26 protein-coding genes are annotated in these 20,924 nt (G+C 73.3%); 18 read left to right on the top strand and 8 right to left on the bottom strand.

All coding sequences use genetic code 11. The features are described 5' to 3' along the window. Positions 1–76: 76 nt before the first annotated feature. Entirely contained in the window at positions 77–1,558 is a 1,482-nt protein-coding gene (locus tag CRP29_RS02030; RefSeq protein WP_245852309.1) for a S1C family serine protease, read from the top strand. A gap of 56 nt (positions 1,559–1,614) precedes the next feature. Then, the gene (locus CRP29_RS02025) at positions 1,615–1,980 is read left to right on the top strand and encodes a twin-arginine translocase TatA/TatE family subunit (RefSeq protein ID WP_097193389.1); all 366 of its coding nucleotides are present in this window, start codon (positions 1,615–1,617) and stop codon (positions 1,978–1,980) included. Here CRP29_RS02025 and CRP29_RS02020 read toward each other — a convergent pair. Beyond that, on the bottom strand, positions 1,977–2,438 hold the full coding sequence (locus CRP29_RS02020) for an SRPBCC family protein (RefSeq protein ID WP_097193388.1): 462 nt from the start codon (positions 2,436–2,438) through the stop codon (positions 1,977–1,979). The two genes, CRP29_RS02025 and CRP29_RS02020, sit on opposite strands and share 4 nt — an antisense overlap. 130 nt (positions 2,439–2,568) lie before the next feature. Then, positions 2,569–3,720, bottom strand: coding sequence for an Mrp/NBP35 family ATP-binding protein (locus CRP29_RS02015; RefSeq protein ID WP_097193387.1), 1,152 nt, complete (start codon positions 3,718–3,720; stop codon positions 2,569–2,571). Between the two features lie 160 nt (positions 3,721–3,880). On the opposite strand from CRP29_RS02015, the gene CRP29_RS02010 reads away from it, so the two are divergent. Genes CRP29_RS02010 through CRP29_RS02000 form a run of 3 tightly spaced genes read left to right on the top strand, consistent with a single transcriptional unit; the run spans position 3,881 to position 5,453 of the window. Further along, the gene (locus CRP29_RS02010; RefSeq protein WP_217991421.1) at positions 3,881–4,429 is read left to right on the top strand and encodes an SRPBCC family protein; all 549 of its coding nucleotides are present in this window, start codon (positions 3,881–3,883) and stop codon (positions 4,427–4,429) included. Between the two features lie 11 nt (positions 4,430–4,440). Further along, entirely contained in the window at positions 4,441–5,139 is a 699-nt protein-coding gene (locus CRP29_RS02005) for an AzlC family ABC transporter permease (protein ID WP_097193385.1), read from the top strand. Continuing rightward, a complete protein-coding gene (locus CRP29_RS02000) occupies positions 5,136–5,453 on the top strand; it encodes an AzlD domain-containing protein (protein WP_097193384.1) in 318 nt (105 codons plus the stop codon). Before CRP29_RS02005 ends, CRP29_RS02000 begins: the two co-directional genes overlap by 4 nt. A 3-nt stretch (positions 5,454–5,456) precedes the next feature. Here the strand turns inward: CRP29_RS02000 and CRP29_RS01995 are convergent, their stop codons facing one another. After that, the gene (locus tag CRP29_RS01995; RefSeq protein ID WP_097193383.1) at positions 5,457–5,984 is read right to left on the bottom strand and encodes a DUF1003 domain-containing protein; all 528 of its coding nucleotides are present in this window, start codon (positions 5,982–5,984) and stop codon (positions 5,457–5,459) included. Beyond that, positions 5,977–7,215 carry a magnesium transporter MgtE N-terminal domain-containing protein gene (locus CRP29_RS01990; RefSeq protein WP_097193382.1) on the bottom strand — a complete coding sequence of 413 codons (1,239 nt, stop codon included), beginning with the start codon at positions 7,213–7,215 and terminating at the stop codon, positions 5,977–5,979. Before CRP29_RS01990 ends, CRP29_RS01995 begins: the two co-directional genes overlap by 8 nt. A gap of 25 nt (positions 7,216–7,240) precedes the next feature. Here CRP29_RS01990 and CRP29_RS01985 point away from each other — a divergent pair, with 25 nt between their 5' ends. From CRP29_RS01985 to CRP29_RS01965, 5 genes are all read left to right on the top strand, one after another. Beyond that, entirely contained in the window at positions 7,241–8,113 is an 873-nt protein-coding gene (locus CRP29_RS01985; protein WP_245852306.1) for a PhzF family phenazine biosynthesis protein, read from the top strand. Positions 8,114–8,115: 2 nt separating this feature from the next. Further along, entirely contained in the window at positions 8,116–9,036 is a 921-nt protein-coding gene (locus CRP29_RS01980; protein ID WP_245852305.1) for a DMT family transporter, read from the top strand. A gap of 41 nt (positions 9,037–9,077) precedes the next feature. Further along, positions 9,078–9,533, top strand: a complete 456-nt coding sequence (locus CRP29_RS01975) for a hypothetical protein (RefSeq protein WP_097193380.1) — start codon at positions 9,078–9,080, stop codon at positions 9,531–9,533. Continuing rightward, complete coding sequence (locus CRP29_RS01970) at positions 9,530–10,276, top strand: SDR family oxidoreductase (RefSeq protein WP_097193379.1); 747 nt, start codon at positions 9,530–9,532, stop codon at positions 10,274–10,276. Before CRP29_RS01975 ends, CRP29_RS01970 begins: the two co-directional genes overlap by 4 nt. A gap of 81 nt (positions 10,277–10,357) precedes the next feature. After that, positions 10,358–11,311 carry an HpcH/HpaI aldolase/citrate lyase family protein gene (locus CRP29_RS01965; RefSeq protein ID WP_097193378.1) on the top strand — a complete coding sequence of 318 codons (954 nt, stop codon included), beginning with the start codon at positions 10,358–10,360 and terminating at the stop codon, positions 11,309–11,311. Between the two features lie 88 nt (positions 11,312–11,399). Here the strand turns inward: CRP29_RS01965 and CRP29_RS01960 are convergent, their stop codons facing one another. Next, entirely contained in the window at positions 11,400–11,864 is a 465-nt protein-coding gene (locus CRP29_RS01960) for a DUF4190 domain-containing protein (protein WP_097193377.1), read from the bottom strand. Between the two features lie 225 nt (positions 11,865–12,089). Between CRP29_RS01960 and CRP29_RS01955 the strand changes: the two genes are divergently transcribed. Together CRP29_RS01955 and CRP29_RS01950 are read left to right on the top strand one after the other, a co-directional pair. Continuing rightward, complete coding sequence (locus CRP29_RS01955) at positions 12,090–13,289, top strand: acyl-CoA dehydrogenase family protein (RefSeq protein ID WP_097193376.1); 1,200 nt, start codon at positions 12,090–12,092, stop codon at positions 13,287–13,289. A 78-nt stretch (positions 13,290–13,367) separates the two neighbouring features. Continuing rightward, positions 13,368–14,306 carry a quinone oxidoreductase family protein gene (locus CRP29_RS01950; protein WP_097193375.1) on the top strand — a complete coding sequence of 313 codons (939 nt, stop codon included), beginning with the start codon at positions 13,368–13,370 and terminating at the stop codon, positions 14,304–14,306. Positions 14,307–14,309: 3 nt separating this feature from the next. Here the strand turns inward: CRP29_RS01950 and CRP29_RS01945 are convergent, their stop codons facing one another. Then, the gene (locus CRP29_RS01945) at positions 14,310–14,708 is read right to left on the bottom strand and encodes a hypothetical protein (protein WP_097193374.1); all 399 of its coding nucleotides are present in this window, start codon (positions 14,706–14,708) and stop codon (positions 14,310–14,312) included. 60 nt (positions 14,709–14,768) lie between these two features. On the opposite strand from CRP29_RS01945, the gene CRP29_RS01940 reads away from it, so the two are divergent. From CRP29_RS01940 to CRP29_RS01930, 3 genes are all read left to right on the top strand, one after another. Beyond that, positions 14,769–14,987: a hypothetical protein gene (locus tag CRP29_RS01940; RefSeq protein ID WP_097193373.1), complete on the top strand. Its 219-nt coding sequence runs from the start codon at positions 14,769–14,771 to the stop codon at positions 14,985–14,987. A gap of 49 nt (positions 14,988–15,036) precedes the next feature. After that, positions 15,037–16,575: an acetolactate synthase large subunit gene (locus tag CRP29_RS01935; RefSeq protein ID WP_176522793.1), complete on the top strand. Its 1,539-nt coding sequence runs from the start codon at positions 15,037–15,039 to the stop codon at positions 16,573–16,575. An 81-nt stretch (positions 16,576–16,656) separates the two neighbouring features. Next, positions 16,657–17,067 carry a nuclear transport factor 2 family protein gene (locus CRP29_RS01930; protein ID WP_097193371.1) on the top strand — a complete coding sequence of 137 codons (411 nt, stop codon included), beginning with the start codon at positions 16,657–16,659 and terminating at the stop codon, positions 17,065–17,067. A gap of 48 nt (positions 17,068–17,115) precedes the next feature. Here the strand turns inward: CRP29_RS01930 and CRP29_RS22545 are convergent, their stop codons facing one another. Beyond that, positions 17,116–17,256 (bottom strand): hypothetical protein, encoded by a 141-nt coding sequence (locus CRP29_RS22545; RefSeq protein ID WP_176522792.1) that lies wholly within the window; start codon positions 17,254–17,256, stop codon positions 17,116–17,118. A 72-nt stretch (positions 17,257–17,328) separates the two neighbouring features. Between CRP29_RS22545 and CRP29_RS01925 the strand changes: the two genes are divergently transcribed. Continuing rightward, positions 17,329–17,796: an SRPBCC family protein gene (locus CRP29_RS01925; protein WP_097193370.1), complete on the top strand. Its 468-nt coding sequence runs from the start codon at positions 17,329–17,331 to the stop codon at positions 17,794–17,796. A gap of 82 nt (positions 17,797–17,878) precedes the next feature. Here the strand turns inward: CRP29_RS01925 and CRP29_RS01920 are convergent, their stop codons facing one another. Next, complete coding sequence (locus CRP29_RS01920) at positions 17,879–18,106, bottom strand: hypothetical protein (RefSeq protein ID WP_097193369.1); 228 nt, start codon at positions 18,104–18,106, stop codon at positions 17,879–17,881. A gap of 232 nt (positions 18,107–18,338) precedes the next feature. On the opposite strand from CRP29_RS01920, the gene CRP29_RS01915 reads away from it, so the two are divergent. Both CRP29_RS01915 and CRP29_RS01910 read left to right on the top strand, forming a co-directional pair. After that, on the top strand, positions 18,339–19,835 hold the full coding sequence (locus CRP29_RS01915) for a class I adenylate-forming enzyme family protein (RefSeq protein WP_097193368.1): 1,497 nt from the start codon (positions 18,339–18,341) through the stop codon (positions 19,833–19,835). A gap of 29 nt (positions 19,836–19,864) precedes the next feature. Beyond that, complete coding sequence (locus CRP29_RS01910; RefSeq protein ID WP_097193367.1) at positions 19,865–20,845, top strand: phosphotriesterase family protein; 981 nt, start codon at positions 19,865–19,867, stop codon at positions 20,843–20,845. Positions 20,846–20,924: the final 79 nt, after the last annotated feature.

The raw sequence follows: 20,924 nt of genomic DNA, 5'->3' as shown, positions 1-20,924 counted from the left end.
TCCACCGGCCGACGCCTCGCCCCCCGATGACGGGGCGTTCGCCCGGCCGTCCGGCGCCGACGGACCGTTCGGCGAGGTGCCCGACCGGCTCGCGCCGCGCCGCGCGGTCGCGCCGGAGCCCGGTGCCGGGCAGCAGACCGCCTTCGGTCGCCCCGAGAGCGTGCCCGGCAGCTTCTCCGACGACCGCCCCCGGATGCCGGCCCGCCCGGTTCCGCCGCCGCCCCCCGAGGCACTGATCCGCGCCTTCGGGCCGGGCACGACGGGCGGGCGCGGACTGCAGGAGCCCCCGTCCGGCCGACCGGGACGTCGGCGCACCGCCGCCGGGCCGTGGTGGAAGTCCGATGCGCGCAGCGACCCGTGGCGCGACCCCTACGCGCCTGCCGGTCTCGGCGCGCCCGCGGTCTACCCGGACGAGGCCGCGGAGCAGGCCGGCCCGATCGTCGTCGACCCCAAGGGACGCAGGAAGGTCCGGCTGGCCGACGTCTCCGTGCGGCTCTCGGCCCTGATCCTGCTGGCCGTCCTGCTCGTCGGAGCCGTGGGCGGCGGCGTCGGCTGGTTCCTGACCCGCGCCACGCCCGAGTCGCCGCTGCTCTCGCCCGACACGACGCTGACCCAGGTCGATCCCGGCATCACCCGCGAGCCGGGCTCCGTCTCGGCCATCGCCGCCGAGGTGATGCCCGCGGTCGTGTCGATCGAAGTGCGCGTCGGCCAGGGCGGCGCCACCGGCTCCGGCGTGGTGATCGACGGCGACGAGGGCTACATCGTCACCAACAACCACGTCGTCTCCGGCGCCGACGACGTCGAGGGCGCCGAGATCCGCGCGGTGTTCTCCGACGGCAGCGGCTCGGAGGCGCGGATCGTCGGCCGCGACCCGGCCAGCGACCTCGCCGTCATCAAGGTGGAGAAGCCCGGTCTCGTGACGGCCGCGCTCGGGACGTCGGAGAGCGTCGTCGTCGGCGACCCGGTGGTCGCCATCGGCTCGCCGCTCGGGCTGGCCGGCACGGTCACCAGCGGCATCGTCAGCGCCCTCGAGCGGCCGGTGCGCCTCGGCGGGGAGGGCAGCGACACCAACGCCGTCATCAGCGCCGTGCAGACCGACGCCCCGATCAACCCGGGCAACTCCGGTGGCGCGCTGGTCGACACCACGGGCGCGCTCGTCGGCATCAACACCGCGATCGCCTCGCTCGGGGGCAACGGCACCACCGGCGGCTCGATCGGCCTGGGCTTCGCCATCCCGATCGACACGGTGCGCGACATCGCCGAGCAGCTCATCTCCACCGGCAGCGCGGTGCACTCCTCGCTCGGCGTGAACGCCCGCTCGGTCACCGACGGCACCCGCGACGGCGCCCTGGTGCTCAACGTCGAGCCGGGCAGCGCCGGTGCCGAGGCCGGCCTGCGGGAGCAGGACGTCATCATCGCGGTGGACGGCGACCCCGTCGGGAGCTCCGAGGAACTGGTCGTCGCCGTCGACCGGCACGACCCCGGTGAGGAGATCACCGTCGAGGTCGTGCGCGGCGGCAGCTCGCAGGAGCTCCGGGCGACGCTCGACGCCGCCTGACCGCCGCCTACCCTGGGGACGGCGCGCGGTGCGGGCCGGAGGAACGGAGAGCGGCGGTGTTCGACTCGATCGGCTGGGGCGAGATCATCGTCCTGGCGCTCGCCGCCCTGTTCATCTTCGGGCCCGAGCGCCTGCCGCACCTGGCCAAGGACGCCGCCGCCGGGCTGAAGAAGGCGCGCACCGCGATCACCGGAGTGCGCGCCCAGGTCAACGAGACCCTGGGCGACGACCTGCCGGAGCTGCGCGACCTCGACCTGCGCAAGTACCACCCGCGCACGTTCATCCGCAGCCAGCTCTTCGAGGACGACGAGCCGGTGGCGCGGAGCGGGAGCACCGCGGCCTCCGCTGCCGCCGCCGGTCCGAGGGCGGCCCGGCCGCGGGACCGCGCCGTCCCGCCCCCCTTCGACCCCGACGCGACCTAGAGGTTCGCGGCGTCCTTCTCGGCCGCGACCTTGAGCCGCTGCAGCGTGCCGAGGATGCCGGCGCGGTTGCGCTCCGGGAACTTCGCCGCGGGCACGAGGGCGGTGGTGACCCGGTCGGCCCGGGAGGCGTCGAAGGTCTCGGTGACCGTCGTGCCGCCGTCGGCGGTGGGCGCGAGCTGGTAGCGCCAGCGGTTGGCGGTGAAGTGCCGCCAGGCGATCTGCCGGCCGGCCTCGAACTCGACCACCCGGTTGCGGATCACATAGGGGACGCCGAACAGCTTCATCCGCACGGTGAAGGTCTGACCGGTCGCGGTGAGCCGCTCGGGCGCGCTGATCACCGCGCCGACCGAGCCGGAGCCGTCGATGCGGGAGTGCTGGCGGGGGTCGGCGAGGATCGCGAAGACGACGTCCGGCGGGGCGTCGACGGTGATGCTCTCGGAGATCAGCGTGTCGGTCACCCCGCCGACGTTAGGGCATGAGTTCTGTCGTGCCGAGTGGAGCCCGGAGGGTTCCGCGCAGGCACGACGCAGCGGCTCAGCGCACGTCGGGACGACACCTGGACGCGGTGTCGTCCGGAGGACGACAGGGTTATCGCTTGACCGGCGTGAGGCCCAGCGACATGCCCGACAGCCCGCGCTGGCGGCTGGCCAGCCCGTCGGCGATCTTGATGAGTGCCTGCGCGGCCGGGGAGTCCGGCTCGGTCAGCACGATCGGGGCGCCGGCGTCGCCGCACTCCCGCAGTCGCGTGTCGAGCGGGATCTGACCGAGCACCGGCACGCGGGCGCCGAGGGTCTTGGTCAGGGCGTCGGAGACCGCCTCGCCGCCGCCGGAGCCGAAGATCTCCATGCGCGAGCCGTCGGGGAGCTCCAGCCAGGACATGTTCTCGATGACGCCGACCACCTGCTGGTGGGTCTGCGTCGCGATCGCACCCGCGCGCTCGGCCACCTCGGCGGCGGCGAGCTGCGGAGTCGTGACGATGAGGATCTCGGCGTTCGGCAGCAGCTGCGCGATCGAGATCGCGACGTCGCCGGTGCCCGGGGGGAGGTCCAGCAGGAGGACGTCCAGGTCGCCCCACCACACGTCGGCGAGGAACTGCTGCAGCGCGCGGTGCAGCATCGGCCCGCGCCACACGACCGGGGTGTTGCCCGGGGTGAACATGCCGATCGAGATCAGCTTCACCCCGAGGGCCTGCGGCGGCATGATCATGCTGTCGACCTGGGTCGGCTTCTCGTCGGTGCCCAGCATCCGCGGCACCGAGTGGCCGTAGATGTCGGCGTCCACGACGCCGACGGACAGGCCGCGCTTGGCCAGCGCGGCGGCCAGGTTCACGGTGACCGAGGACTTGCCGACGCCGCCCTTGCCCGACGCCACCGCGTAGACGCGGGTGAGCGAGCCGGGCTGGGCGAAGGGGATGACCGGCTCGGCGACGTCGGTGCCGCGGACGGTCTTGCGCAGCTCGGCGCGCTGCTCGTCGTTCATGACGTCCAGCCCGACCTGCACCGAGGTCACCCCCGCGACGGCCCCGACCGCGGTGGTGACCCGGTTGGTGATCGTCTCGCGCATCGGACAGCCGGCGACGGTCAGGTAGACCTCGACGCGCACGGAACCGTCCGCGCCGATCTGGACGTCCTTGACCATGCCCAGCTCGGTGAGCGGGCGGTTGATCTCGGGATCCTGGACGGTGGCCAGAGCGGCGGTGATGGCGTCGAGCGCCGGGCTGCCGGTCATGGTGTCGGTCATCGGGGTGTGTGTCTCCTTCGACGGGGGACCCGTGGGTGGCCTGCCGCGACAGGAGCGCAGGCCGGCGCACTCGGGACGTCGCCACTGTACGGCGGCCCGGGCAGGGCGCCGCCGAGCGCAGGGGTGATCTGCTGCTCAGGTCGGTGCCATGCTTCCTCGCATGAGCAGCTCCAGCGTCCCCGCGCCCCCCTCCGAGCCCGCCGCCGAGCGGATCGAGGCGACCCGGCTGATCCCGGCGACCCCCGCGGAGGTCTTCGCGGTGCTGCGCGATCCGCAGGGGCACGTCGACATCGACGCCTCCGGGATGCTCATGGACGCCGAGGGCGAGCCGGTCTCGGCCGTCGGCGACCGGTTCCTCGTGCACATGGACCGGGAGGCCCTCGGCGACCTGCCCATGGGGCGCTACGACGTCGAGGTGGTCATCGCGACCTACCGGCCCGACCGCGAGATCGCCTGGACCATCGAGGGCACGATCAAGCCCCCGCTGCGGCACGTCTACGGCTACCGGCTCGAGCCCGCCGACGGCGGCACGCTCGTCACCTCGTTCTGCGACTGGTCGGACCTGCGCGAGGACCTCCGGCCGTTCCTCACCTTCCCGATCGTCCCGGAGAGCGCGCTCAAGGGCACCCTCGGCATCCTCGACCGCACGGTGCACCGGCGGCGGGCGCGGGCCGGGGACGGGTCCGGCGGCGGGACCGGCGCCGCCTAACCTCGGCGGACGTGTCCGCCGCCGACCGCACCCGCACACTGCGCGACGCCGTCGGTCTCGGCGTCGCCGTCGGCCTCTACGGCATCGCGTTCGGCGCCGCCGCCGACGCCGCGGGTCTCGACGCCTGGCAGGCGCTGACCCTGTCGGCGCTGATGTTCACCGGCGCCTCGCAGTTCGCCCTGGTCGGCGTCCTGGGTGCCGGGGGGAGCGCGCCGGCGGCGGTCGGCAGCGCGCTGCTGCTCGGCACCCGGAACACCGTCTACGGGGTCCGGATGGCGCCGCTCCTGGCGCCGCGGAGCGCACTGGGGCGGGCCGCCGCGGCGCACTGGGTCATCGACGAGACGACCGCCATGGCCGTGGCCGCGCCCGACCGCGAGCTCGGCCGGCTGGCCTTCTGGGCCACCGGCGCGACCATCTACCTCGGCTGGAACGCCATGACGCTGGTCGGCGCGCTGGGCGCCTCCGGGCTCGGTGGCACCGCCGAGGCGGCGCTGGACTCCGTCGTCCCCGCCGCCTTCCTGGCCCTGCTGTGGCCCCGGCTGACCGCGCGGGGATCGGCCGAGCCCGGCGCGCAGCGACGGGTCGCTCTCGGGGGCGCGGGCGTGGCGCTGGCGCTGACGCCGTTCGTGCCGGCCGGGGTGCAGGTGATCGTCGCGGTCGTCGCCGTCGCCCTGGCCGGCCGGCCCCGGACCGCCGAGCGGGCGGCATGAGCGGGGACACGCTGTGGGTGGCCGTCGTCGTCGCCTCGGTCGGCTGCTACCTGCTCAAGCTCGCCGGCATGTCGGTGCCGGCCGCCTGGGTGGAGCAACCGTGGGTGGCCCGCGTCGTCGACTTCGTGCCGGCCGCGCTGCTGGCCGCCCTTGTCGCGGTGCAGGGGCTGACCAGCGACGACCGCGTCGTGGTCGACGGCCGGCTGGCCGGGCTGGCGGTCGCGGCGCTGGCGCTGGCGCTGCGGGCGCCGTTCATCGTGGTGATCGTGCTCGCCGGGGCCACCGGTGCGGGCGTGCACCTGCTGACCGGCTGAGCCTCACGCGACCGGATCGGTGGACGCCTCGCGGCGCTTCTTGTCCTTCTTCTTCCGGTCCCGGTCCTCGCCGTCGTCGGGGACCAGCCGGTTGAGCTCCCCGCGGATGAAGTCGCGGGTGGCCAGCTCGCCCACCGCGACGCGCAGCGAGGCAAGCTCGCGGGCCAGGTACTCGGTGTCCGCGCGGGTGGAGGCCGCGCGGGCGCGGTCCTCCTCGGCCTGCACGCGGTCCCGGTCCGCCTGCCGGTTCTGCGCCAGCAGGATCAGCGGTGCCGCGTAGGCGGCCTGGGTCGAGAACGCCAGGTTGAGCAGGATGAAGGGGTAGGGGTCCCAGCGGAGGTTCACCGCGACCACGTTCAGGGTGATCCAGACGATGACGATGATCGTCTGGACGGCGAGGAAGCGCCCGGTGCCCAGGAACCGGGCGATCCCCTCGGCGAAGGCGCCGACCGAGTCGGGGTTCAGCCGCAGGAACCCGGTGAACCGGCGGGGCCCGCCGCTGGGCGTGTCGAGGCGCGGCTTCTCAGCCACGTCGCGCCCGCTCGCGCCAGTCGTCGGGCAGCAGGTGGTCGAGGACGTCGTCCACGCTCACCGCACCCACGAGCCGGCCCTGGGCGTCGACCACGGGTGCGGCGACCAGGTTGTAGGTGGCGAAGTAGTGGGTCACCTCGGCCAGCGGCGCCTCGGGTCGCAGCGGCTCGAGATCGTCGAGGATGCCGCTGACCAGGCTGGACGGTGGTTCGCGGAGCAGTCGCTGGATGTGCGCCAGCCCCAGGTAGCGGCCGGTGGGCGTGGCCGACGGCGGGCGGCAGACGTACACCTGGCTGGCCAGCGAGGGGGTCAGCTCCGGCTCGCGCACCCGGGCCAGCGCCTCGGCGATCGTCGCGTCGGGGGAGAGGATGACCGGCTCGCTGGTCATCATCCCGCCGGCGGTGTCCTCCGAGTACTTGAGCAGCTGGCGGACCGACTCGGCCTCGTCGGGCTCCATGAGCTCCAGCAGCCGGTTGCGGTCGACGTTGGAGAGCTCCGACAGCAGGTCGGCGGCGTCGTCGGGGTCCATCTCCTCGAGGACGTCGGCGGCGCGGCGCTCCTCCAGCGTGCCGAGGATGACCACCTGGTCGGCCTCGGGCAGTTCACCGAGGACGTCGGCCAGCCGCTCGTCGTCCATGGCCTCGGCGACCTCGTGCCGGCGCTTGATCGGCAGCTCCTGGAGCGCGTGCGCCATGTCGGCGGCGTTGAGCTCGCGGTAGGTGGCGATCAGCGTCTCGGCGCCCTGCCCGGTCTGCGGCAGCGCGAGCCCGGCCACCTCGTCCCAGGCGAGCGTGTGCAGCTGCCCGCGCCGGCCGAGCCGGCCGGGCTCCTGGACGGCGAGCTTGGCCAGCTGCCACTCGCCGGTGCGGGTCTGCTCGATGCCGGCGTCGACGACGTGCGCGGGCTTGCCGCCCTCGACGATCTGCACCGAGCGGTCCAGCAGCTCGCCGAGCACCAGCGTCTCGCCGGCGCGCTGCTCGAAGCGCTTGAGGTTGATCGTCCCCGAGGAGAGCATCACCGCGCCCTGGTCGATGGCGGTGACCCGGCCCATCGGGACGAAGATGCGCCGGCGGGCGACGACCTCCACGACCAGCCCGAGCACGCGCGGACAGGCGGTGCCCATCCGGAGGGCGACGACGACGTCGCGCACCTTGCCCATGCGGTCGCCGTTGGGGTCGAACACCGTCAGTCCGGCGAGCCGCGAGACGTACGCCCTGCTCACCGAGGTCACGAACGCCAAGGCTACCGTCGGCGCCGTGAACGGCCCGGAGCTGCTGGACTACGAGATCGTCGACGTGTTCGCGCCGCGGGCTTTCGCCGGGAATCCGCTGGCCGTCGTGTTCGACGCGGACGGGCTCGACACCGCCCAGTGCCAGGCGCTGGCGAACGAGTTCCACCTGTCGGAGACGTCGTTCCTCTGCACCCCCACCGAGCCCGGCGCCGACTACCGGGTGCGCATCTTCACGCCCTACGCCGAGCTGCCGTTCGCCGGCCATCCCAGCGTCGGGGCGGCGCACACGCTGGTCCGCACCGGGCGGCTGGCCGCGGGCACGCTGCGGCAGGAGTGCGGCGCCGGGGTGCTCGACGTCGTCGTCGACGAGCACGGCGCGACGCTCTCCGGTGGGACGCCGACGCTGGCCGACGGCCCCGCCGGCGAGGAGCTGGCCCGCGCGCTGGGGCTGGACCCCGCCGACCTCACCGGCGTGCCCGTCGAGGTCGCCGGCTGCGGGCTGCCGTTCGCCTACCTGTCCGTGCGGCCGGACGCCGTCGGCCGCGCCGTCCCCGATCCCGCCGCGCTGCGCGACCTGACCGTGGGGGAGGGCGTGTCGGTGCTCTCCTGGGACGCCGCCACCGCCACCGCCTACGCCCGGGTGTTCGCCGGCGACCTGTCCTGGGGCGAGGACCCGGCCACCGGCTCGGCGGCGCTGGGCACCGGCGTGTGGCTGGTCGAGACCGGCCTGCTCGCCGCCGACGGGACGTCGTCGTTCACCGTCCGCCAGGGCGAGGCCATGGGCCGCCCGTCGGTGCTCGAGTGCACGGTGACCGCCGCGGCCGCCAAGGCCGTCGGCGCCACCGTCCGCGGCAGCGTGGTCCCGGTGGCGAGCGGCCGCATCCGGCTGCCCCGCTGAACGTGTCCGCCCCGCCGTCCTCCTGGGCGGTCCAGCGGCCCGTCGGCCGCGAAGTCGTCCTCATGGGCGTGGCCGTCCTCGGCGTCTCGATGTCGGGGCCGCTGACCGCGCTGGTCGTGGCGCCGGTGCTCGCCGTCGCCTTCTGGCGCAACGCCGCCGGCGCGGCCCTCCTGCTCCCGGTGCTGCTCACCCGGGAGCGCGCCACGCTGCACGGGCTGGGATGGAGGGACCTGCGCAGCTCGGTGGTCGCCGGGCTGTTCCTGGCGGCGCACTTCGCCGCGTGGCTGCCGAGCCTGACCATGACCACCGTCGCGGCGTCGACCGCGCTGGTCACCACCACCCCCATCTGGACGGCGCTGGCCGCCCGGTTCGCCGGCGTGCGGCTGCCGGCCACGGTCTGGTGGGGGCTGGTGCTCTCGGTCGTCGGCGCTGGGCTGATCGCCGGCGTGGACGTCTCGGTGAGCCTCGAGGCGCTCGCCGGGGACGGGCTGGCGCTGCTCGGCGCGATCTTCGCCGGTGGGTACGTGCTGGCCGGAGCGAAGGCGCGGGAGCGGCTGTCCACCTCGGCCTACGCCGTCGTCGCCTACTCGGTGTGCGCGATGGCGGTCGCCGTGGGCGCGGTGCTGTTCGACGTGCCGCTGCTCGGGATGAGCGGCCGCGACTGGCTGCTGATCGCCGGGATCACCGTCTGCGCCCAGCTGCTCGGGCACACGCTGCTGAACCTGGTGCTCTCGACGGTCGGCCCGACGATGGTCAGCCTGGTGATCCTGCTGGAGGTGCCGGGCGCGACGCTGGTCGCGCTGGTGCTGCTCCAGCAGGCGCCGCCGCTGCTCGCGCTGCCGGGGATGCTCGCCGTCGTCGTCGGGGTGGCGCTGGTCGTGCGCGGCAGCCGGCCGACGACGCTGGTCGAAGCCGCCACCTGACGCCCGTGTCACGTCCGGCGGCGCTGCGTCGTCCTCTGGGCATGACACCGACCGCACGCCGGATCCTGCTGTGGATCCTCGTCCTCCTCGGCGCGTACGTGGGGCTCTGGGCCGCCGCCTTCCCCGCCTCGTTCCACGAGTCGTTCCCCGGCCCGTTCTCGTCCTGGGTCGCCGCCGACGGGCCGTACAACGAGCACCTCGTCCGCGACGTCGGGACGTTCAACCTCGGGCTCGCCGTCGCCTCGGCGGTCGCCACCCGGTACCGCGACCGCGGGCCCGGCCTCGTCGTCGCGACCGCCTGGATCGTCTGCTCGGTGCCGCACCTCGGCTACCACCTGCACCACCTCGGGGACCTGGACGCCGTCGACGCCGTCGCCCAGGTGATCGCGCTCGGAGCTCCCATCGTGCTGGCCGTCCCGCTGCTGCTGCCCGTCCGGGCGAGCACGCCGAGCGGCCCGTCGGGGATCCGCACCGGCGTCGAGGCGGGCACCCCATGAGGTTCGCCGTCGCCGGTGGGACCGGCACCGTCGGCCGCCACGTCGTGGACGTCGTCGGCGAGCGCGGGCACGAGGCCGTCGTCCTGGCGCGCTCCTCCGGGGTGGACCTCGTCGCCGGCACGGGGCTGGACGCGGCGCTGGACGGGGTCGACGCCGTCGTGGACGTGGCGTCGGTGATGACGCAGTCCGGGAAGGAGGCGGTGCGCTTCTTCCGGGCCGTCTCCACCAACCTGCTGGCCGCCGAGGCCCGCGCCGGCGTCGGGCACCACGTCGCGCTGTCCGTCGTCGGCTGCGACCGGGCACCCGAGGGCCACTACGCCGGCAAGGTCGTGCAGGAGGAACTGGTGACGACGGGGCCGGTGCCCTGGACCCTGCTGCGGGCGACCCAGTTCCACGAGTTCGCCGGGCAGCTCCACGCCCAGCTGGCGTTCGGCCCCCTCCACCCGGTGCCGGTGATGCGGTCGCAGCCGGTCGCCGCCCGGGAGGTGGCCGAGCGCCTGGCCGACCTGGTCGAGGCGGGGCCCGCCGGGCGCGTGCCCGACCTCGCCGGACCGGAGGTCCTGCGGATGACCGACATGGTGCGGGACTACGCCCGGTCCACCGGCCGGGGAGGCGTGGTGCTCCCCGTCCCGTTGCCGGGGAGGCTCGGGCGGGCGTTCCGCGACGGCACGCTCGTGCCGGGGCCGGATGCCGATCGGGGCGTGCAGACCTTCGACCGGTGGCTCTCCGAGCTCGCCGGGTGATCACCGCGATGACGCGGGCCGCGAGGCGCGTCGTTACGCTCCGGGCAACCGATTTCGTCGACTCCAATCAGCGGAGGCACCGTGGCCGAGCTCCGATCCCGTCGTTCCAACCTGGCCGTTCCCGGCAGCAACCCCCGGTTCCTCGAGAAGGCCAAGGGCCTCCCGGCGGACCAGGTGTTCCTCGACCTCGAGGACGCGTGCGCGCCGCTGGCCAAGCCCGGTGCCCGCAAGAACATCGTCGCCGCGCTGAACGAGGGCGGCTGGGGCGACAAGATCCGCACCGTCCGCGTCAACGACTGGACGACGGAGTGGACCTTCCAGGACGTCCTCGAGGTCGTCGGCGGCGCCGGCGCGAACCTCGACGCGATCATGCTGCCGAAGGTGCAGGACGCCGCGCAGGTCAAGGCGCTGGACATGCTGCTCACCCAGATCGAGAAGGCCAACGGCCTCGAGGTCGGGAAGATCGGCATCGAGGCGCAGATCGAGACCGCGCAGGGCCTCATCAACGTCAACGACATCGCGTTCGCCAGCGACCGCATCGAGACGATCATCTTCGGCCCGGCCGACTTCATGGCCTCGATCAACATGAAGTCGCTGGTCGTGGGCGCGCTGCACCCCGACTACCCGGGCGACCCGTTCCACTACATCCTCATGCAGATCCTCATGGCCGCCCGCGCCCGTGGCGTGCAGGCCATCGACGGCCCCTTCCTGCAGGTGCGCGACGTGCCCGCGTTCGAGGAGGTCGCCAAGCGCTCGGCGATGCTCGGCTTCGACGGCAAGTGGGTCCTGCACCCCGGCCAGATCGACGCCGCCAACGAGATCTACGCGCCGTCGCAGGAGGACTACGACCACGCCGAGCTGATCCTCGACGCCTACGACTGGGCGACGTCGGAGGCCGGTGGCAAGAAGGGCTCGGCGATGCTCGGCGACGAGATGATCGACGAGGCCAGCCGCAAGATGGCGCTGGTCATCGCGGGCAAGGGCCGCGCGGCCGGGCTGTCCCGCACCTCGAGCTTCACCCCGCCCGAGAGCTGATCCGCTTTCCCCAGGCATAGGAACCTCTACCTACGGATCGGACCCCGAATCCATAGGTGGAGGTTCCTTTGCCTTGCGGCCCGGGGAGCTAGAAGCCCTCGTTGGTGACGGCGACGACGGCGACCATCCAGAACACGATCATCAGGACGAACAGCGCGGTGACGATCCCGCCGACGATGATCCCGGCCAGCGCGAGGCCGTCGCCGTCCTCGTGGGTCTGCTTGATCTGCTTGCGGGCGATGATGCCGGTGATCAGCCCGGCCGGCGCGAACACGAAGGCCAGCACCAGCGACAGGATCGCCAGGGAGTTGGTCGGCCGTCCGTAGGGGTACCCCGGCGCGCCGCCGTAGTACGGCGGCTGTCCGTAGGGCTGCTGTCCGTAGCCGGGCTGGCCGTAGCCGGGCTGCCCCCACTGCTGCTGCGCCGGGGCGGGCTGGGGGTACTGCGGCGGGCCGAAGCCGGGCTGGCCGTACCCCGGCTGGCCGGGGGGCTGCTCGCCCGGGTAGCGGCCCCCGTCGGGCGTGGTCCGGGTCGTGTCGTCGGGAGTGCTCATCGGATGTCCTCTGCTCGGCCGGGGCGGGCCGGGTGGCCGGTGGGGCTACTCCACCACGGGTTCCCGCTCTCCGGCGACGGCGGCGCGCTGGCGGCCGTTTCCCCGGCGCCCGCCCACCCGTCCGGAGGGCAGACATGGCCATTTCTGCCCTCGTGGGCAGGTGCTCGCCGGGGGTAGCACATACTTTCCGCTGACTATGGACACCGGAGTCCCCGGAGGAGACCGATGACCCGCTTGGCCCAGACCGCGGACCTGACCGACATCCAGCGCGAGATCCTGTCGACGGTGCGGAGCTTCGTCGACCGCGAGATCATCCCGCACGCGCAGGAGCTCGAGCACGGCGACATCTACCCGCAGCAGATCGTCGACGGGCTCAAGGAGCTCGGCATCTTCGGCCTGATGATCCCCGAGGAGTACGGCGGTCTCGGCGAGTCGCTGCTGACCTACGCGCTGGTGGTCGAGGAGATCGCCCGCGGCTGGATGAGCGTCTCCGGCGTCATCAACACGCACTTCATCGTGGCCTACCTGCTGCGCCAGCACGGCACGCAGGAGCAGAAGGAGTACTACCTCCCGCGCATGGCGACCGGCGAGGTCCGTGGCGCGTTCTCGATGTCCGAGCCCGGCCTGGGTTCCGACGTCGCCGCGATCCGCACCAAGGCGACGAAGAACGCCGACGGCGACTACACGATCAACGGCCAGAAGATGTGGCTGACCAACGGCGGCAGCTCCACCCTGGTCGCCGCTCTCGTGCGCACCGACGAGGGCGCCGAGCGCGCGCACGAGAACCTGACCACGTTCCTCATCGAGAAGCCGGCCGGTTTCGGCGAGGTCAAGCCCGGACTCACCATCCCGGGCAAGATCGACAAGATGGGCTACAAGGGCGTCGACACCACCGAGCTGGTGTTCGACGGCTACGCGGCCAAGGCCTCCGAGATCCTCGGTGGCGTCCCGGGCAAGGGCTTCGCCCACATGATGGACGGCGTCGAGGTCGGCCGGGTCAACGTGGCGGCGCGCGCCTGCGGCATCTCCATCCGCGCCTTCGAGCTCGCCATCGCCTACGCCCAGCAGCGCGAGACCTTCGGCAAGCCGATCGCCCAGCACCAGGCGATCGCCTTCCAGCTCGCCGAGATGGCGATCAAGGTCGAGGCCGCCCACCTGATGATGGTGAACGCGGCCCGGCTCAAGGACGCCGGCAAGCGCAGCGACGTCGAGTCGGGCATGGCCAAGACCCTCGCCAGCGAGTACTGCGCCGAGGTCACCACGCAGTCCTTCCGCATCCACGGCGGCTACGGCTACTCCAAGGAGTACGAGATCGAGCGCCTCATGCGCGAGGCGCCGTTCCTGCTCATCGGCGAGGGCACCAGCGAGATCCAGAAGACGATCATCAGCCGCGGCCTGCTCAAGGAGTACAAGCTCAAGGGCTGACCCCGCTGACCTGCGGCCCCCGTCCCGATCTCCGGGACGGGGGCCGCGGTGCGTCCGGGGGTGGTGTAGTCAGGAGGCATGCGCGCAGCTGGAGTGACCGAGTTCGGTGGGCCCGAGGCCCTCCACATCGTCGACGTCGAGGCCGAGCCGCTGGGCCCGGGTCAGGTACGGCTGCAGGTCCAGGCCGCCACGGTGAACCCGACCGACACCTACGCGCGGTCCGGGGTCTACGCCGGCCGCGACCCGGTGAAGACCCCGCCGTGGGTGCCCGGGATGGACGTCGCGGGCGTCGTCTCCGAGGTGGGGGAGGGGGTCGACCACCTCGAGGTGGGCGACCTCGCGATGGGCATCGTCGTCCCCTTCGGGCCGTACGGCGGCTACCGGGAGGACAAGGTGCTGCCCGGCGACTCCGTCGTCCGCGCGCCGAAGGGCGTCGACGCCGTGGCCGCGGCGACGCTGCCGATGAACGGGCTGACCGCGCGCCTGTCGCTGAACCTGATGGGCCTCCAGCGCGGCCAGGTGCTCGCGGTGACCGGCGCGGCCGGCTCGTACGGCGGCTACGTGATCCAGCTGGCCAAGGCCGAGGGGCTCACCGTCATCGCCGACGCCTCCGAGGCCGACGAGCAGCTGGTCCGCGACCTCGGCGCCGACGTCGTCGTCCGCCGGGGGGACGACGTCGCCGACCGCATCCGCGAGCACTATCCCGAGGGCGTCGACGGCCTGGCCGACGGCTCGGTGCAGGACGCGCTGGTGCTGCCCGCGGTGAAGGACGGCGGCGCCGTGGCCACCGTGCGCGGCTACAAGGGCGACGGGTCGCGCGAGGACCTGCGGTTCTTCCCCACCCTGGTGCGCAAGATCGCCGAGGACCGCGCGGCGCTCGACGGCCTGCGGCAGCTGGTGGAGGACGGCGCGGTGACCCTGCGGGTGGCGCAGACCTTCCCCGCCGAGCAGGCCGCCGAGGCGCACCGGATGCTCGAGGCCGGCGGGGTCCGCGGCCGGCTGGTGCTGACCTTCTAGCGGTCAGGCCCGCCGGGCGGCGGTCGGCAGCCAGACCGCCAGGGCCAGCAGCAGCATGGCCAGCGGGACGTGGACGACGACCGCCGTCCGCGTGCCGTCGATGGCCATGCCCAGCAGCAGCTCGATCACCAGCAGGACGAACAGCAGCGTGGTGCCGATCAGGACGGGTCGGTTGCCGCGCAGCCAGACGAAGGCCGCGACGGTGGCGAGGAAGGCCAGCAGCACGGTCGCCTCGCCACCGTGCTGGTGCACGCTCGCCCAGGTGCCGTAGTCGTCCGAGCCGCCCATGAACAGCCCGGCCCACACGCCCTGCAGCAGCACGCCGAGGGAGGCGAGGCCCACCAGGGCGCTGTGCGCGGGGTGGGCGCGGCGGGCTGCGGTGGTGGTCGTGGCGTCGGCCATGGGTCGCTCTCCTCGGTCGGTGTCGGTCACGGGGAGTCTGCCGGTGCGAGGATGAGCGCCGTGCCCGACTCCCCGTCCTCCGGCGCGCGGCCCGTGCCCGGCCTCCGGCAGCGGGCGCTGATGCTGCTGCCGGTCGTCCTCCCGCTGATGATCTACCTGCTCATCCGGATCGGGGACTCCTCGCGCGTCGCCCTGGCCGGCGCGGGTGTCGCGCTGGCCGTCGTCGCGGTGGGCAGCCTGGTGGAGGCGCGCCGGCGCACCGGCGAGCGGCCGGACTGACCAGCCCCCGGTGTGGCCGGCGGATGTGACGCGTGCCATGGTCGGAGACGTGAACGGCGCACAGGCACTGATCCGGACCCTGGTCGACGCGGGCGTGGACGTCTGCTTCTCGAACCCGGGCACCTCCGAGATGCACTTCGTCGCGGCGCTGGACGACGTGCCCGAGATGCGCGCCGTGCTGACCCTCTTCGAGGGCGTCGCCACCGGTGCCGCCGACGGCTACGCGCGGATGGCCGGCCGCCCGGCAGCCACCCTGCTGCACCTCGGCCCCGGCCTGGGCAACGGGCTGGCCAACCTGCACAACGCCCGCCGCGGCCGGGCGCCGCTGGTCAACGTGGTCGGTGACCACGCCCGCTCGCACAAGCGCCTGGACGCTCCGCTGGAGTCCGACATCGACGCCATCGCGGGCACCGTCTCCGGCTGGGTCCGCCGGTCGCTGTCCCCGGCCGACGTGGCCGGCGATGCCGCCGAAGCCGTCGCGATGGCCAAGAAGACCGGCGTCGCCACGCTGATCCTGCCGGCCGACGTGTCGTGGGAGGAGGGCGCCGAGCCCGCCACCCCGCTGAACGTCCGGCCGCGGCCGCACGCCGCGCCGTCGCTGATCGAGGGGATCGCCGAGGTCCTGACCGGTGCGGAGACGGTGATCTTCCTGGGCGGTGACGTCATGGCGTCCCCCGAGGGCCAGCTGGCCGCGGCGCGGGTCGCCGCCGGCACCGGGGTGCGCCTGGTCGCCGAGACCTTCCCCGCGCGCACCGCCCGCGGCGCGGGGCTGCCCGACCTGCACCGCCTGCCCTACCCGCCGGAGATGGCGATGGCGGCGCTCAAGGGCACGAAGCACCTCGTCCTGGCCGGGGCGACGGCCCCTGTGCACTTCTTCGCCTATCCCGGCCTGCCCGGCCACCCGGTGCCGGACGACTGCACGGTGCACGTGCTGAGCCAGCCGGGGGAGAACGGCGTCGCGGCACTCGAGGCGCTGGCCGAGCTGGCCGCACCCGGTGCCGAGCCCGAGGTCATGGAGCGCGAGACCCCCGAGCTGCCCAGCGGCAAGCTGAACCCGCGGTCGATGGCGGCGGTGGTCGGTGCGTTGCTGCCGGAGAACGCGATCGTCGTCGACGAGGCGCTGACCTCGGGGGCGGGCCTCACCGAGATGACCTCGGCCGGCCCGCGGCACGACTGGCTGTCGCTGACCGGCGGCGCGATCGGCGACGGGCTGCCCATGGCCCTCGGTGCGGCCGTGGCCTGCCCCGACCGGCCGGTGATCGGCATCCAGGCCGACGGCAGCGCGATGTACACGATCCAGGCGCTGTGGAGCTACGCCCGCGAGCAGGCGAACATCACCACGATCATCTGCGACAACGGCTCGTACGCGATCCTCGAGCACGAGCTCACCCGGGTGGGCGCGGCCAGCGACGGCGAGCGCGCCCGCAAGCTGCTCGACCTGACCGGCCCCGCGCTGGACTTCGTGTCGATCGCGCAGGGCATGGGCGTGCCGGCCACGCGGGCCACCACCGCCGAGGAGCTGGCCGACCAGGTGCGGGCCGCGCTCGCCGAGCCCGGGCCGCACGTCGTCGTCGCCACCCTGCGGTAGTCCGGCGCGCCGGGACGGCACCGGTTCCCGGGCGGGCCGCGGAGGGGGACGATCGAGCCGCTCCGACTCCGGGAGGCCGTCATGACCGATCAGGACCTGACCGAGCGCAGTCCGCGGGAAGTGCTCGAGGACCACCTGCGGCTGGCCGCTCTACCGGACGGGTTCGAGGCGGATCTCGCCCGCAACGTGGGGGAGGACGTCGTCGTCCTCACCGGTCGCGGGGTGTTCCACGGCATCGGTGGAGTGCGCGAGCTGGCCCGCCAGCTGATGACGGAGATCCCCAGCGGGCGGTGGACGTACGTCACCTGGCTCGTCGAGGGCCGGATGGGCTTCCTCGAGTGGACGGTCGACGAGGGCCCGTACCGGATCCGCGACGGCGCGGACTCCTACCTGATCGAGAGCGGCCGGATCCGGGCGCAGACGATCCACTACACGGTGGAGGACGAGCACGGGAACGTGCTGATCCGCTCGGACGGCAGGCGGCCGTCCTGACCCGGGCGGTGCGGCGCGCGGAGCGGCGCCGCACCGGTGCTCAGCGGGTCAGTGCTTCTTGGTGCCGTGCGTCAGGTTGTCCATCTGCGACGACGTGTCGGCCGCCGACCGCTTCTCCTGGCGCTTCTCCTTGATGGTCTTCCCGGCGGGCTTCTTCGTCGATGACTGCTTCGGGGACTTGTCACCCATGGCGTGCGCTCCGCTCGTCGGAAGCCTGGACGGCTCCGTGCCGCGACGCTACGCGGTTGCGAGGATGTCGTGGTGGACAACCGCACGCACTCGTCGTCCGTCGTCGTCCGAGCCACGCCGGAGGCGGTGTACGACCTCGTCTCGGACGTGACCCGCACCGGTGAGTGGAGTCCCGTCTGCCGCGCGTGCTGGTGGGACGACGGCGGCTCCGCGCGCGTCGGCGCCTGGTTCACCGGCCGCAACGAGGTGCCCGGGCGTACCTGGGAGACCCGAAGCGAGGTGATCGCCGCCGACCGGGGCCGGGAGTTCGCCTGGATGGTCGGCGGCACGTACGTGCGCTGGGCGTTCCGCATGGAGCCGGTCGACGAGGGCACGCGGCTGACCGAGTCGTGGGAGTTCCTGCCCGACGGGATCGCCCTCTTCCACACGCTGTACGGCGAGGCCGCCGAGGAGCAGATCGCCGACCGGACGCGCGCCGCTCACGAGGGCATCCCGGCGACGCTCGAGGCGATCCGGCGGATCGCGGAGTCCGCCGGCTGAACGGCGCAGCGCTGGTCGCCCGGCCGCTGGAGCTCGCGGACGCCTCGCTGCTGCTGGTCGCCGCTGCCGGCGCCTGATCGGGTCAGTCGTTCCAGGGCACGTAGTCGGTCCCGCCGCCCAGCGCGGTGAGGACGATCATGGCGGTGAAGGCGAGCACGACGGCCGCCGCCACGATGACCAGCAGCAGCACCAGGTGGTCCTCGATGCCGAGCTTCTCGGCGGTCGTCCTCCGGTCCGGCGGATCCGGGGGCTCGGCGGCGGGAGGGTTCTGCTCGACCGCGGCGGGCGGCCGATCGACGGGGACGGTCATGACGACTCCCGAGGGAGGCCGGCCGCGGAGACCGGCGTCCGGACGCCGGCTACCCGACGCCCGAGAACCACGCTAGTTCCGTCGCGGGCCGGCGGGAGGGGGCGGAGGTCCCGGAGTGCGGGGCCCGCCGACCCGGGGCCGGAGGCAGCCGGTGGCGCTCGTCTGGACGCGGGACCACCACCGCGACAGACTCCGCTGACCAGCGCTTGACGACGACGTCCCGGAGGTCGGCATGCCGTACCCCTTCGATCGCGACGGCATCGAGGTGGGCACGGACGGCATCCGCCGTTACCGGGACCTGCCGCGGAACCTGACCGAGATGCTCCGGACGGTGGTCGAGCGCAGTCCGGACGGCGAGGCGCTGGTCGAGCTCGGCGGCGAGCGGGTGACCTACCGCCAGCTGTGGGACCGCGCCGCCCGCGTCGCCGGCGGCCTGCGGTCGGCCGGGGTGCAGCCGGGCGACCGGGTCGCCAACCGGCTGCCCAACGGCAACGACTGGGTCTACGCCTTCTGGGGCACGCTGCTCGCCGGCGGCGTCGTCGTGCCGGTGAACACCCGCTTCGCCGAGCCCGAGGTGAGGTACGTCGTCGAGGACTCGGGCGCCGTCTTCGTCTGCGAGCCCGGCGCACCGCTGCCGGACGGCGAGCCGCTGGAGACCACCGACCAGCAGCACACCGATCTGGCCGGGATCTTCTACACGAGCGGGACGACGGGCTTCCCCAAGGGTGCGATGACCACCCACGAGAACTTCCTGTCCAACATCGAGACCTGCCTGCGCTGCCTGGACCTGGGCCGTGAGCCGCGCACCACGCTGATCTCGGTGCCGCTGTTCCACGTCACCGGCTGCAACTCGCAGCTGCTCGTGGTCACCGCGCTGGCCGGGAAGTCGGTGATCATGCCCGCGTTCGAGGTGAGCGTGTTCCTGCGGGCGATCGAGGACGAGCGCGTCGACGTCCTCACCACCGTGCCGGCGATCTACTGGCTGGCGCTCCAGCAGCCGGGCTTCGCCGACGTCGACACCTCCTCGGTCGTCTCGCTGAGCTACGGCGGTGCGCCGATCGCCCCCGACCTGGTGCACCGCATCCAGCAGGCGTTCCCGACGGCCCGCGTCGGCAACGGCTTCGGGCTGACGGAGACCTCGTCGGTCTCGACCTACCTGCCGCACGAGGACGCCGCCGAGCACGCGGACTCCGTCGGCTACCCCGCACCCGTGGTCGACGTCCGGCTCGACTCCCCGGACCCGGACAGCGGGGTGGGGGAGCTGCTCATCCGCGGCCCGCACGTCGTCGCCGGCTACTGGCGCAAGCCCGAGCAGACTGCGGAGACCTTCGTCGACGGCTGGCTGCACAGCGGGGACCTGGCCCGCATCGACGACGACGGGCGGGTCTACGTCGTCGACCGCAAGAAGGACATGATCAACCGCGGCGGCGAGAACGTGTACTGCGTCGAGGTGGAGAACGCCCTCGCCGCGCACCCGGCCGTGGGCGAGGTCGCGGTCATCGGGGTCGCCGACTCGATGATGGGCGAGAAGGTCGGCGCGGTGGTGGTGCCCCTTCCCGGTCGCACCCTCGAGGCCGCGGAGCTGGTCACCTTCGCGCGGGAGCGCCTGGCCGACTTCAAGGTGCCGCAGTTCGTCGACATCCGCACCGAGCCGCTGCCGCGCAACCCCGGCGGCAAGGTGCTCAAGCCCTCGCTGCGCGAGGGCACCGACTGGCAGCCGGTGCGCTGACTGTTCCGTCCATCCACCGAAGGGAAACCATGCCCACCGTCGAGACCGTCCGTGGCCCGATCGACACCGCCGACATGGGGGCCACCCTCATGCACGAGCACGTCTTCGTGCTCTCCACCGAGCACGTGCAGAACTACGGCGACGGCGACTGGTGGGACGAGGACGAGCGCGTGGCGGACGCCGTCACGAAGCTGGACGAGCTGAAGGCGCTGGGGATCGACACGATCCTCGACCCCACCGTGTGGGGCCTGGGCCGCTACATCCCGCGGGTGCAGCGGGTCGCGGAGCAGACCGACCTCAACATCATCGTGGCCACCGGGCTCTACACCTACGACGAGCTGCCGCACCAGTACGAGCACCGGGGGCCGGGTCTGCTGCTCGACCTGCCGACGGACCCGATGGTCTCCGACTTCACCCGCGACCTGACCGACGGCATCTCCCGCACCGGGGTGAAGGCCGCGTTCCTGAAGTGCGTGGTCGAGGCCAAGGGGCTGACCCCCGGGGTGGAGCGCACGCTCCGGGCCTGCTCGGCCACGCACCGCGCGACCGGTGCTCCGATCACTGTGCACACGTCGGTGGCCAACCAGGCGGGACTGATGGCGCTGCAGGTGTTCCGCGACGAGGGCGTGAACCTGAGCAAGGTGGTCATCGGGCACGCCGGCGACAGCAACGACCTGGACTACCTGAGCGAGCTGGCCGAGGCTGGTTGCCTGCTCGGCATGGACCGCTTCGGCCTGGACATCTACAACCCGACGTCCTCCCGGGTGGACACGATCGTCGCGCTCGCCGAGCGGGGCTACGCCGGGCAGATGGTGCTGGCGCACGACGCGAGCTGCTACATCGACTACTTCCCCGGCGTCGAGGCCCAGGCCGCGAAGGAGCAGATCGCGCCGAACTGGAACTTCACCCACATCAGCACCGACGTACTCCCGATGCTGCGGGAGCGGGGCGTCACCGAGGACCAGATCCGGCAGATGCTGGTGGAGGCGCCGCGGCGCTACTTCGAGTGATCGCCGCGGCCGCGCCCCCGGCTGCGGGATGTCGGAGGGGCGTCGCACACTGACGGTGTGCCGCACCCCTCCGTCGCCC

The organism is Blastococcus aggregatus (genome assembly GCF_900221005.1).
In the GTDB taxonomy this organism is placed as follows: Bacteria; Actinomycetota; Actinomycetes; order Mycobacteriales; family Geodermatophilaceae; genus Blastococcus; species Blastococcus aggregatus.
This window is presented reverse-complemented; position numbering and strand designations above follow the sequence as displayed.

Bases quoted from the DNA above. Each gene is read 5' to 3' on its own strand.
- CRP29_RS02015 (WP_097193387.1), bottom strand. From the start codon at position 3,720: ATGACCGACACCATGACCGGCAGCCCGGCGCTCGACGCCATCACCGCC.
- CRP29_RS02010 (WP_217991421.1), top strand. From the start codon at position 3,881: ATGAGCAGCTCCAGCGTCCCCGCGCCCCCCTCCGAGCCCGCCGCCGAG.
- CRP29_RS02000 (WP_097193384.1), top strand. From the start codon at position 5,136: ATGAGCGGGGACACGCTGTGGGTGGCCGTCGTCGTCGCCTCGGTCGGC.
- CRP29_RS01975 (WP_097193380.1), top strand. From the start codon at position 9,078: ATGACACCGACCGCACGCCGGATCCTGCTGTGGATCCTCGTCCTCCTC.
- CRP29_RS01970 (WP_097193379.1), top strand. From the start codon at position 9,530: ATGAGGTTCGCCGTCGCCGGTGGGACCGGCACCGTCGGCCGCCACGTC.
- CRP29_RS01960 (WP_097193377.1), bottom strand. From the start codon at position 11,864: ATGAGCACTCCCGACGACACGACCCGGACCACGCCCGACGGGGGCCGC.
- CRP29_RS01955 (WP_097193376.1), top strand. From the start codon at position 12,090: ATGACCCGCTTGGCCCAGACCGCGGACCTGACCGACATCCAGCGCGAG.
- CRP29_RS01950 (WP_097193375.1), top strand. From the start codon at position 13,368: ATGCGCGCAGCTGGAGTGACCGAGTTCGGTGGGCCCGAGGCCCTCCAC.
- CRP29_RS01945 (WP_097193374.1), bottom strand. From the start codon at position 14,708: ATGGCCGACGCCACGACCACCACCGCAGCCCGCCGCGCCCACCCCGCG.
- CRP29_RS01930 (WP_097193371.1), top strand. From the start codon at position 16,657: ATGACCGATCAGGACCTGACCGAGCGCAGTCCGCGGGAAGTGCTCGAG.
- CRP29_RS22545 (WP_176522792.1), bottom strand. From the start codon at position 17,256: ATGGGTGACAAGTCCCCGAAGCAGTCATCGACGAAGAAGCCCGCCGGG.
- CRP29_RS01920 (WP_097193369.1), bottom strand. From the start codon at position 18,106: ATGACCGTCCCCGTCGATCGGCCGCCCGCCGCGGTCGAGCAGAACCCT.
- CRP29_RS01915 (WP_097193368.1), top strand. From the start codon at position 18,339: ATGCCGTACCCCTTCGATCGCGACGGCATCGAGGTGGGCACGGACGGC.
- CRP29_RS01910 (WP_097193367.1), top strand. From the start codon at position 19,865: ATGCCCACCGTCGAGACCGTCCGTGGCCCGATCGACACCGCCGACATG.